General features: G+C 41.3%; 9 protein-coding genes and 1 pseudogene. All 10 read right to left on the bottom strand.

From position 1 onward, the window contains the following. Window positions 1-47: 47 nt before the first annotated feature. The 10 genes and pseudogenes from HFK82_RS02170 to HFK82_RS02125 all read right to left on the bottom strand — a co-directional run bounded on the left by HFK82_RS02170 (window position 48) and on the right by HFK82_RS02125 (window position 12,122). A complete protein-coding gene (locus HFK82_RS02170; protein ID WP_168260632.1) occupies window positions 48-728 on the bottom strand; it encodes a TMEM175 family protein in 681 nt (226 codons plus the stop codon). Window positions 729-804: 76 nt separating this feature from the next. After that, window positions 805-1,335: a GNAT family N-acetyltransferase gene (locus HFK82_RS02165; RefSeq protein ID WP_168260631.1), complete on the bottom strand. Its 531-nt coding sequence runs from the start codon at window positions 1,333-1,335 to the stop codon at window positions 805-807. Window positions 1,336-1,560: 225 nt separating this feature from the next. Next, on the bottom strand, window positions 1,561-1,701 hold the full coding sequence (locus HFK82_RS02160; RefSeq protein ID WP_168260630.1) for a hypothetical protein: 141 nt from the start codon (window positions 1,699-1,701) through the stop codon (window positions 1,561-1,563). Between the two features lie 626 nt (window positions 1,702-2,327). Beyond that, window positions 2,328-2,993, bottom strand: a complete 666-nt coding sequence (locus HFK82_RS02155) for a glucosaminidase domain-containing protein (protein ID WP_168260629.1) — start codon at window positions 2,991-2,993, stop codon at window positions 2,328-2,330. A gap of 86 nt (window positions 2,994-3,079) precedes the next feature. Further along, complete coding sequence (locus HFK82_RS02150) at window positions 3,080-4,936, bottom strand: bifunctional homocysteine S-methyltransferase/methylenetetrahydrofolate reductase (protein WP_168260628.1); 1,857 nt, start codon at window positions 4,934-4,936, stop codon at window positions 3,080-3,082. Between the two features lie 13 nt (window positions 4,937-4,949). Further along, window positions 4,950-7,183: pseudogene (gene metE / locus HFK82_RS02145) on the bottom strand (5-methyltetrahydropteroyltriglutamate--homocysteine S-methyltransferase). Between the two features lie 193 nt (window positions 7,184-7,376). Continuing rightward, on the bottom strand, window positions 7,377-9,341 hold the full coding sequence (locus HFK82_RS02140; protein WP_168260627.1) for a PTS fructose transporter subunit IIABC: 1,965 nt from the start codon (window positions 9,339-9,341) through the stop codon (window positions 7,377-7,379). Then, complete coding sequence (gene pfkB, locus HFK82_RS02135; RefSeq protein ID WP_168260626.1) at window positions 9,338-10,249, bottom strand: 1-phosphofructokinase; 912 nt, start codon at window positions 10,247-10,249, stop codon at window positions 9,338-9,340. The genes HFK82_RS02140 and pfkB overlap by 4 nt, the downstream gene beginning before the upstream one ends. After that, window positions 10,246-11,004, bottom strand: coding sequence for a DeoR/GlpR family DNA-binding transcription regulator (locus HFK82_RS02130; protein ID WP_272869839.1), 759 nt, complete (start codon window positions 11,002-11,004; stop codon window positions 10,246-10,248). The genes pfkB and HFK82_RS02130 overlap by 4 nt, the downstream gene beginning before the upstream one ends. 119 nt (window positions 11,005-11,123) lie before the next feature. After that, the gene (locus HFK82_RS02125) at window positions 11,124-12,122 is read right to left on the bottom strand and encodes an NAD(P)/FAD-dependent oxidoreductase (protein ID WP_206151209.1); all 999 of its coding nucleotides are present in this window, start codon (window positions 12,120-12,122) and stop codon (window positions 11,124-11,126) included. Window positions 12,123-12,124 lie beyond the last annotated feature (2 nt).

The raw sequence follows: 12,124 nt of genomic DNA, 5'->3' as shown, positions 1-12,124 counted from the left end.
TAAAAGAGAGGAAATCACGAACCTTCTTGTCCGTGCCTTGCTCTCTTTTAATTGCTACTGCTTGCCGAATGGTTCTTGTCAGCTGACATCCGTTGTTTCAAGATTTCTTGGAAACTTTGCCCTTCTTGGTAAGCTGTTTCCATGGCACGCCCATGCCTGAAATTACTGATAAATTTCAAAAGTGGCATGAGAATGTAAATATAAACCCCGATTGTGTTGAAACAAAGGGAAATAGCCAGCAGAACAATATCTGCCACTAGGCTACCAATTGCTCTACGATTAAGCCAATCGTTGAACATTTGAATGGCCTCTTCATCCTTATCAGGTGAATTTTTCACGGCCTTCATGGCTAATTCGTAGGTCATGCAATTGACCAAAACGCCAGTCAGCAGATTAATGCCCCCAAAAAAGAGAATACCAACCCATCGGACGTCAAATTCAACCAACATTTTAGTGGCTAATGGGAAAAGGGCCAAAATAGCATGGGCAATAACGTCCATCAAAAATGTCCGAAAAGTCGTCTTGTCCGTTGCTCGCATGGCTTGAAAACGGCGGTACCAAAAATTAATGATGATAATAAAACTCAGCAAAAACAAGGCAACTTGCTCAAACAAATGCGGCAAGCCCTTCATGCTGGATGGAATGGAAATTTCCAATACTAAAATAGTCATCACAATCGCGATAATAGCATCGCTTAAGGTATCAAAACGGTCTTTTAATAATTTCATTGTCTTTTTCCTCTTTGTTACCTATTCTAACACAAAAAAGAAAAGGGTGGTAGGTGAAACAAAAATTCCTCTACTCTTATGAGTTTCCCAAATATTTTTCTAGCAACACTAACTGAACTTCCGAAATACCATTGAAATCCGTTGAAACAATTCCGATTTCTGTGTAGCCATGCTTTTTATACATGGCCTGAGCGACTTCATTTTTGGCATTCGTGTCGAGTCTAAGTTCAATGCAACCTTGCTCCAACGCATAGTTTTCATAAAACTCAAGAAAGGCTTTGCCATAGCCCTTCCCTGCACTTGCAGGTGAAATAACTAGGGTGTGCAGGACACAGACTTGCTCATCAGAAACCCTATGCTTCCAGTTTCCTTGATTATAAATGTCCACTTGTAGCTTGTTTATGATGGCCGTTCCATATAGTGTGCCATTTTCTTCAAGCACAAATAAATCCTCTCGTTTTAATGCTGCTTCTGCCGTAGCACGAACAGGATAAATCCCTCTGACCCAGCCAATGTCTTGTTTATTTTCTTCTTCAGCCGTGTGAATGGCATCGTATAACTTTTCCACAGCATCGATATCATTTTCAGTCGCTTTTCTAATCTTCATCCTAACACCATCCCTTTCCATTACATGCTTCAAACGTAAGTCCATATCACTTATTATAACATGACTTTTCGCACATAAAAAATACCCTCGCAATCAAGGGAAAACTGTTAAAACTTTTTAGATTTTCTTGGATAAGTTCTTGCAATTCAAGCAAATCTTCTTTTGTGACATTACTACGAATAAAACTACGAGCCGTTGACCGCTTAGTCATGTCATCTCTGCGTTCTAATCATAAGACATAACAAAGTAGGCCAATAAGATTGTGATGATTAAATCAATCGTGCTTAACACGTCAAAACCTTGCAAAACTGATAACATAGCATGCAAGACTAACAAAATAACGACTAGTGTTTTAAATCTTTTCATTGTTTTTTTATCCCTAACTTGATATACTAGAACCAAAGCCAAGTCGTGGAGCACTTTCCCCACGGTTAGCGTTAAATTATTTGTTTAAGAAGATTTTGACAAGACTGATGATCTCTTTTAGAATCTCGAGTTTTATCAGTAAAATTGCTAAATCTACTTTTTTGTTTCCTTTTTTCTAAGTGTTTATTAACTCATTTTTCTTAAAATAGTTGTGCCACTATAAGAATCACTGTCAAAACAATATCTACAATCAATAAACCTTTGATTAAGTTGTTCAATTTCATTTGCATTATTACCATTTTTAGCTTAAAATAACAAGACAAGTGAGTGAGGTTTCTCACCTCACCCGTCATGTTTCTAGAAGCGTTTAAGCAACTCGATTATCTTGTATAGGATATCCAACACTAATAAGATTATTCCTAACTTAAGATTTAATCGTTCTAGCTTTTTCGCTTCTTTTTGTTGCCTGCGTTAGCACCAACAAACGACAGCTAATATTGAATTCCTTTCATTGCCATTTCATCACAGACTTGGCATTTTTATTTTTCAAAAAAATTGACAAGAGCGATGATTTCTTTGAGTATCTCAAGTTTTTAGCGTCTTGTCAATCTTTTTTTGGTTATAAGCTAATTGGTATCGTAGTCAGTGAGGTGGTATTCTTCGATGATTTGATTGAGCTTGGCCCCATAGGAAGTGTCGGTAGCATAGACACCTGTTAAAGCTGCCGTGGCATCTTGGTAAGAATTGGTATTGGATTTTTGGACGCCTGCATAGATATTTTTTTGAAGAAATTGGGCATAATCTTCCAAAGATTCCATGGGATTATCATAAGAGCGAAAGTCGGCATCAATGGTGTAGGCATTGCCATTGCCGTCATCTTCCCAAGTTTGCATGGTAACGGACTTGCCATTGTAATCGCCCTTGATACCAAAAAAGTTGTAATTTGGGGCTTGACTGAGGGCGGATTGCCCACTATTAGACTCTAAAATGGTCTGGGCAATCATCACAGAAGCATACAAATCATTTTGAGCCGCAATGTAGCGAGCATCTTCACCAATGGTTTGAATGAAAGTCTGGGTGTCTTGGCTGGGTGTTTCTAAGTTCGCCGTATCCGCAATGGCTATGCTATGCAGTTCTTGATAATACCGCTGTCCAAAAAAGACCACACTAAATAGAGCTGCCAAAGCAATGGCCGTTTTTAGCAAACCCTTTGGCATTTTTGATGAGCGACGTTTGCGACGTCGTTTTTTTCTGCGCTTTTGGCTTGGGTATTTTCTCGCTTTTTTTGCCATGACTCTCCTCCTTTCTCAAAACTAGATACCAGTATATCAAAACTCCTTTAAAAAAGACAAAAAAAGAAAGCCTTTTGACTTTCTTTTTACGATATGACTAACTGCTTTTGCTTCACTTTTTGATGAATGTAATCAACCAACTCTACCGTCAAATCATAACGCATAAATGGCGTAATCAAGTAAATGCCATTAAAGTATTCTAAGGCTCGGTCAATCAAGCATTTGCTCTCTTCCAAAGCAAGTTGTTGACACGTTTCCTTGTCGCCTTTCACCGCTTCTAATTTAGCTAAAAATGCTTCTGACAATTGAAGACCTGGAACCTCATTGTGCAAGAAAATCGCATTATTGTAGCTGGTAATGGGCATGATACCGACAAAGAAAGGCGTTTCATAGTCTTTTGTCAAATCAGCCAATTCTTCAAAAATATCGGCATTGAAAATGGGTTGTGTGATGAAATAATCAGCACCAGACGCGATTTTTCGCTCAATCAAGCGTCCGCAACGCGACAAATTTTTGACATTGGGATTGAACGCCGCTGCTGCTGTGAAATTGGTTGCTTTCTTAACACTAGCACCACTGTAACCTTGCCCATGGTTCAATTGCTGAATTAGCTCTAGTAATTTAAAACTGGTGGCATCATAAACGCTAGTCGCTCCAGGAAAATCGCCAATTTTAGACGGGTCCCCTGTAATGGCTAACACATTATCAAATCCTAGCACATTCATTCCCAACAAACGCAACTGCAAGCCAATCATATTGTGGTCACGACAGGATAGGTGCAACAGAAAAGGTGTAGCAATTTCATTTTTCAACAATGAAGCTAAGCTGACATTGCAAATGCGGGTTTTGGCTAGGGAGTTATCCGCCAAGGTAATGGCCGAAATACCTGCCGCATCCAAAGCCTTGACCCCTGCTGTGAACTTGCTGATGTCAAGCGTTTTGGGAGGGTCAAGTTCAGCAATAATAGTCACTTCTCGTTTGACCCTATCTACCAAGGTTTCTGATGATTTGACCCTTTTGATAAGCTCTGCCTCTTCCACCATAGGCGTGACAAATTTCTTCTCGACAGGTTTTAGACCTTTAATGGCACACTTGACAGCTCTGATATGGTCTGGTGTTGTCCCACAACACCCTCCAATCAGGCGTGCCCCTTCTGCCACAAGAAGCTCTGCACTTTTACCAAAATAATCCGCATTCTGACTAAAACCATAATGACCGCTGCCATTATCATCCTCAAAAGATAGCAGGCTGGCATTGGGATAAACCGACAAATAGGACTGGGCAAATAAGGGCACTTGCTTGAGGGATTTAATCATGTGGTAGGGACCAAGGTGGCAATTTAAGCCAACAATATCCGCTCCCAGCATGACCAAAGTCCCCAATAATTCCACCAAGGGGCGACCATTTTCCGTAATCCCCGCCTCATGAAGAGCGATATTGGTGATAATCGGGAGGTCTGTTAGCGGTCGAACGGCTTTCAGCACTTCGATGATTTCTTCTTCATCGTAATACGTTTCAAACAATAAACCATCAATTTGCTTGGTTTCTAACAAGTAACCCACTTGTTCGAGGGTTTCTTCAATGATTTCATCAAGCGTTAAATCACATTGTTTCAGAGCACGGAGAGCACCAACGGTTCCGAGGACAAAAGCGTCCTCGCCCGCTGCTTTTCGTGCCAATTCAACACCAGCTTGGTTGATGGCTTTAACCTGTTCATCATAGCCATAACCTTTTAGACGGTGGCGTTTCGCCGCATAAGTATTGGTTTGAATCACATCTGCTCCCGCCTCCAAATAAGCTTGGTGAATCGCAGAAATATTGTCTGGGTGTGTCAGATTATAGGCTTCGTAGCAATTGTCAAGACCATTGGCATAAAGCAGTGTCCCCATAGCGCCATCCGCTACTAGAATATCGGTTTTTAAACATTCTAATAATCGTGACATAGCCTCCCCCTTCTTATTTGCCGTATTTTGCTCGAACCTCTTTAGTTGCTGCTACCAAAATCTCAAGAGCGGAAATGGTTTCAGGTTCACGGTGCGTTTTCAAACCACAATCAGGGTTAACCCAGAATTGTTCAAGTGACAATTGACGCAATGGGCGTTCAATATTGGCAATCACTTCTTCTTTGGTTGGAACGCGTGGCGAATGAATATCGTACACCCCAAGACCAATACCAAGCGGATAGACCGCTGTTTCAAATGATTCAATCACATCACCGTGGCTACGACTCGTTTCAATAGAAATCACATCAGCGTCCAAAGCGCGAATAGAATCAATGATTTCACTAAATTTTGAATAGCACATATGCGTGTGAATCTGCGTTTCATCTTTCACTGATGACGTAGCGATGTGGAAGGCGTGAACAGCATCGTCCAAATAAGCTTGTTGCTTGCTCTTACGAAGTGGCAAACCTTCACGAAGCGCAGCCTCATCCACCTGAATAATAGCAATGCCAACATCCTCAAGCAGCTTAATTTCATCTTTAATAGCCAAACCAATTTGATTAAACAAATCCGCACGCGAAATATCTGAACGTTCAAATGACCAGTTGGTAATAGTGATTGGGCCAGTTAGCATCCCTTTCACTGGACGATCTGTCAGGCTTTGCGCATAAACCGTTTCCTTGACCGTCAATGGCTGAATGTGTTTAACATCACCATAGATAATTGGTGGCTTAACCGCACGTGAACCATAAGATTGCACCCAACCATACGCAGTTGTTGTGAAACCAGCTAATTTTTGGCCGAAGAATTCCACCATGTCCACGCGCTCAAATTCACCGTGCACCAAGACATCAATATCCAAATCCTCTTGAATCTTAATCCAACGCGCAATTTCAGATTGAATGAAGTTTTCGTATTCCGCATCTGAAATATCCCCACGTTTCCAAGTCAAACGCGTACGGCGAACTTCAGGCGATTGTGGGAAAGAACCAATGGTTGTGGTTGGCAAAATCGGCAAATCTAGTTTATCTTGCTGCACCTGACGACGAACCTTGTAATCCACGCGCTCAGTCACCACATCATCCAAGTTTTCCAAGGTCACATTACGGAAATCTGCAGCTTGCAAGGCATTAAAATCCGCAACGTGCTTGGCATAAGCCTCAAATGGTTTACCCTCCACATGTTGGCTCAATAACTGAATTTCCTGTAATTTTTCATCCGCAAACGCCAAACCATTTTTAAGAACAGGTTCTAACTCTGTTTCGTTTTTAGTGGTTACAGGTACATGAAGCAATGAACAAGATGGCTGAATCACAAAGTTTCCAACCTTAGCTTGAAGGTTTGCTAGCAATTCTGATGTTTTGACAAAATCACTCGCCCAGACGTTACGACCGTCAACCACACCAGCAAAAACTTCCTTATCAGCAAAATAACCAGCGTCAACAGCTTCTAGATTTTCCTCCAAACCATGCACAAAATCAAGGCCAAATGCAGCTACTGGCAAGTGTGATAACTCCTTAGCATCAATCAAGGCTTCAAAATAAGTTTGGAAAATGAGTTTAGCCTCAGGCACTTCCTTGGCAAAATAAGCATAAACCGATTTAGCTGCTTCTAGGAGGTCATCGCCTTCATCAGTCACAAAAATGGGCTCATCCACTTGGATGTAAGTCGCTCCTGCTTCCACCAATTCTGTAAAGACTCGTTTGTATAAAGGCAACAATTTTTTCACAGCAGCGGTAAAATCGCTGACTTCTGATAACAAGGCCACATAGGTAATTGGCCCTGTGATGACTGGTTTTGCCTTGTCGCCGATAACTTCTCTGGCCTCCAAGTACAAGTCCAACAAACGGGTATTTGTCAAATGCGGCTGAACACCAGACCACTCTAGCACAATGTAATGGTAATTGGTGTTAAACCATTTTTTCATTGAAGAAGCCACATTGTCTTGATTGCCACGCACAATCGCAAAATACAAATCTAAATCGATGTCCTCATCAGAGAAACGCTTTGGAATCACGCCAAATTGCACTGACAAATCCAAGATATGGTCATACAGTGAGAAATCTCCCACTGGAATCAAATCAAGACCAGCATCAGCCTGTTTTTTCAAAAACGCCAAACGCAATTCCTTGGCTTGTGCCTGCAACTCTTCTTGCGAACCTTACCTGCCCAATAAGACTCAATCAATTTTTTCCACTCACGATTTTCCCCTAGACGTGCATACCCCAAATTTGAAATCTTTACCATAAGAACCTCCTGGTTTCGTATTAGTTTTAAACTATACATTCTATTTTTTTGATAGTTAAGATTCTAACGGATAATACAGTTTTTTCAATACTTTAATCCATTCTATCTTTTTATGCTTTAGTATAGTTTTAAACTATATCTCGAGATGCAAAAAGAACTCCCGTAGGAGTTCTGTGTTAGATTCATAAAAGACTTATTTTGCTTTTCTAAGGGCACCGAAGAGAAATCCTGAAATAATAGCACCGATAATGATTGCGACAAGGTATAGAACCCAGTTGCTTGTCAAGGCAAAGACGAAGATTCCGCCGTGTGGTGCCATCAATTTGATGTCAAATGCTCCGACAAGGGCACCCGTTACTGCTGAACCAACCATAAAACTTGGGATGGCACGAGCTGGGTCAGCTGCACCAAATGGAATAGCTCCTTCTGTGATGAATGACAAGCCCATAACAATGTTTGTTAGACCTGCGTCACGTTCTTCTTCTGTAAATTTGTTTTGGAACAAACGTGTAGCGACAAAGACTGCAAGAGGAGGTACCATACCACCTGCCATAACGGCTGCCATAACGACTGAACCACCATTAGCAAGGGCTGCGGCTGTTAAACTACTTGTCCCAAAGACATAAGCAGCTTTGTTGAAAGGTCCACCCATATCAATGGCCATCATACCACCAAGGATAAGTCCAAGGATAATAGCAGAGCTACCAGATAGGCTATCAAGGAAACCATAAAGAGCAGTGTTGATTGCGGCCATTGGGATGTTGACAAAGAGCATCAAGCATCCTGTGATAAGCACACCAAGAAGTGGATAAAGAAGGATAGATTTGATTCCTTCAAGTGATTTCGGTAAGAATGCTAGCGCCTTCTTAAGGGCTAAAATAACACCACCTGCTAAGAAACCACCAACAAGGGCACCAAGGAAACCTGAAGCGACTTGGTTGCTAGACAATTCTGCTGCACTAGCGACACTGTAATAAGAGATACGACCAAAAGCAATCCCTGATGTTGCCATCGCACCAGCTGTGAAACCAGCTACCAAACCAGGTTTTTCAGCGATAGAGTAGGCAATGTAAGCTGCAAAGACAGAAATCATGAAGCCAAAGGCTGCATTTCCGAGTTGGTTAAATACAGCAGCGATTTCATGGTAGTTACCAAGGTGACTTAATTGGTCTTTAGGCACCCCCATAAATTGGTCAATCAAGAATGAAATGGCAATGAGAATCCCGCCCCCAATAACGAATGGTAGCATTTGAGATACACCACTCATCAAGTGTTTGTAGAAGGCTGCTCCCAAGCTGAGGTTTTCTTCTTCGGCTTCTGCAGCAGTACCACCAGCACCGTTGTAAATGCTTGCTTTGCCGTCAAGGATTTCATTAATAAGTTCTTCTGATTTTTTAATACCGTCAGCTACTGGACGTGAAATCAATGGCTTGCCATTGAAACGACCCATTTCAACTGCTTTGTCCGCTGCAATGATAACCCCTTTTGCTCGTGCAATTTCATCACCAGTCAAACGGTTACCAACACCTGAGGCACCGTTGGTTTCAACACGAACGGTTACACCCATTTCATCACCTTTTTTAATCAAGGCTTCTTCTGCCATATAAGTGTGGGCAATTCCTGTTGTACAAGCTGTAACAGCAACAATCAGTGGGCGTTCGCTGCTAACTGGCGTGCTTTTATCTGCTGCTTTAGCTTCGTTTTCTTTTTCAACCGCATCAAAGGCAGCAATCACATCATCAGGCGTTGTCGCTTTTCGTAAGGTATCAGCAAATCCATCTTTCAAAAGGTATTTTGACAATTCCGCAAGCGCTGCTAAGTGGGTGTCATTAGCCCCTTCTGGAGCAGCAATCATGAAGAACAAGTCTGTTGGTTGACCGTCCAATGATTCATAGTCCACACCTTTGCTTGATTTGGCAAAAAGCACTGTTGTTTCTTTAACCGCTTCATTTTTACTGTGAGGCATGGCAATCCCATCTCCTAAACCAGTTGATGTTTGCGCCTCACGGTTCATAATACCTTGTTTAAACACATCAAAGTCTGTTACAACACCGTGTTTGACAAGGTTGGTAATCATTTCATCAATCGCAGCCTCTTTCGTGGTTGCTTTTAAATCCATGATCATGACATCTTTTCTGAGCAAGTCCTGAATTTTCATAGTTTCTCCACCTCTACCTTTTGATAAGTTTCTTTTATGAATTCGGCTGTCGCCAAGTCATCTGAAAATGTAGTTGCTGTCCCGCAAGCGACACCCCATTTAAGGGCTTCAATTGGGTCACCTGATTTGACATATTCGCCTGTAAATCCTGCAACCATTGAGTCACCCGCACCAACAGAATTTTTAACTGTTCCTTTAATTGGTTTGGCAAAGTAGGCAGCTTCTGGTGTGACCAACAAAGCTCCATCTCCTGCCATTGAAATAATCACGTTTTTAGCCCCTTTTGCCAACAATTCACGAGCGTATTTTTCAATATCGGCAAGACCATTTAAGGTGACATCAAAAATCGCAGCTAATTCATGATTATTAGGTTTAACCAAGAGCGGTTGGTAATTTAAGGCATCTAGCAAGGTTTGCCCTTCAAAGTCACACACCACTTCAGCCCCTACTTGTTTAGCAATTGGAATCAAGGTATTGTACACTTGGTTACCTAGGCTGCTTGGGGCAGAACCCGCAAAGACCACCGTATCATCACTTGTTAAACCTGCCAAAATGCTTTCCAATTCAGCTAATTTCTCATCTGAGATACGTGGGCCGGCACCGTTGATTTCCGTTTCTTCGCCAGCCTTGACTTTGACATTGATACGAGTATCGTCAGCAACCTCAACAAATTGTGTCGCAATGCCTTCAGCAGCTAAGCCATCTGTGATAAAACGTCCTGTGAAACCACCGATAAAACCTGTGGCAGTATTGTCAATTCCCAGATGTTTCAAGACACGGCTAACGTTAATCCCTTTACCGCCAACAAACTTGTCATCGCTTGTCATACGATTCACTTCTCCAATGGTTAAAGTATCCAAACGGACAATAAAATCAATGGATGGATTAAGTGTTACAGTATAAATCATACTTCAATTACCTTCGCCTTCTCTTTTATTTTTTTCATAAGTGTACTGTTGGATTGATTGGTGATAATTCCAAGATTGTCGATAGCAGCTACTTTTGCAAAAGACACATGACCGATTTTGGAAGAATCTGTCACAATAAAGGTCTTTCGAGCATTTTCAATCACTGTTTTTTTAATCACAGCCTCCTCCAAATCTGGAGTAGTCAAAAATTGCTCGTCAATCCCATTGATTCCCAAAAAGGCTTTGTCAAAGTTCAATTGCTTGATTTGCTGGTAAGCTATCGTGCCAATACTAGCGTCTGTCGTCTGTTTGACATGACCCCCAATAATGATCGTCTTGATATCTTTATCGACCAACTTCGCGGCATGATGAATGGAATTTGTGACAACGGTTACATTTGTTTGTGTAATATAATTAAGCAACAATTCATTTGTCGTCCCCGCATCCACAAAAATCACATCATTATCCGAAATAAAAGAAGCCGCTTTTTGAGCCACACACTCCTTGTATTGAACGTTTTTGATAGATTTTTGCTGAATGGTAAATTCTTCTTTGAGAGAACGAGGCAACTCTGCCCCACCATGAACACGGTGCAACTTATGCTCGCTTTCCAATTCATCTAAATCACGACGAACAGTGGATTCTGAGGTGTCTAAGAGGGTCACTAAGTCTTCGATATTAACAAACTGATCCTTGGAAAGTTTTGCCATAATCAACTGTTTTCGTTTAGACTTAAGAATCTTAATCACCTCCATGAAATCGTTTACATTTTATATTATACTCTTTTATAAAAAGATGTCAAGCGATTTCAATCAAATTCTATCATTTTTTATCAAAAAAAGACCTAGGCAAGTTTACCTAGGTCTGATTGGTTTTAATCAATTAAAGATGTTGAGTGAACAACGCGGTTGTCACGGTCAGGGTAAATATATTGAATAGCTTGGTTGATTGCTACTGGTGCTTCACCAAAACCTGTCGCGATGAGAGAAACTTTGCCCTCATAATTCGCCGCATCACCAATAGCATAAACCCCTGGCTGGCTGGTTTCAAACAAAGGTGAAACGTTGATGCTAGAGCGTTTATAGTCCACGTTCCAATTTTTGAGGTTTTTATTAGACGTTGAAAAACCAAAGCTGACAATCAAAGCATCTAATGGCAAATCAATGGTTTCATCTGATTTTACCTTTTGAACAGTCAAACGATTAGCAAAAGTACCATCACCTTCCAAATTCAGTGGCACATAAGGCGTCAAAATGATGGCGTTTGATTGTTCCAGTAATTCAACACTATGCTGGTGGGCACGGAAAGCCTCACGACGGTGAACGATAGTCACACTATTTGCCAAACCATCTAAATGATTAGCCCAGTCCACAGCAGAATCACCGCCACCACAAATCACCACATCTTTGCCAGCAAATTGGTCAAGTTTGTGCACGTTGTAGAATAAATTATTGTCCGCGTAGAAATCTTCACCTTCTAGCCCAAGCATGCGCGGTGCAAAAGCACCATTACCACAAGCGATAACGATAGCACGTGAAAAATGTTGCCCTTTGCTAGTTTCGATAGTGAAAATATCCCCTTCTTTTTCAAAAGCCTTCACTTCCTCTTTCAAACAAATGGCTGTTCTATCTTCAAAACGTTGCAATTGTTTGATGAGATTTTCCACCAAATCTGCAGCTGGAATTTCAGGAAAACCAGGCACATCGTAAATCATTTTTTCTGGATAAAGAATGGCAGGCTGTCCACCAAGCTCCGATAAACTTTCAATGATTTTTACAGAAACCCCACGTAAACCTGCGTAAAAGGCTGCAAAAAGTCCCACAGGACCCCCACCGACAATAGTGATATCATATATTTCACGATTTTCTGACATTA

This window comes from Streptococcus alactolyticus, from assembly GCF_012277075.1.
In the GTDB taxonomy this organism is placed as follows: domain Bacteria; phylum Bacillota; class Bacilli; order Lactobacillales; family Streptococcaceae; genus Streptococcus; species Streptococcus alactolyticus.
This window is presented reverse-complemented; position numbering and strand designations above follow the sequence as displayed.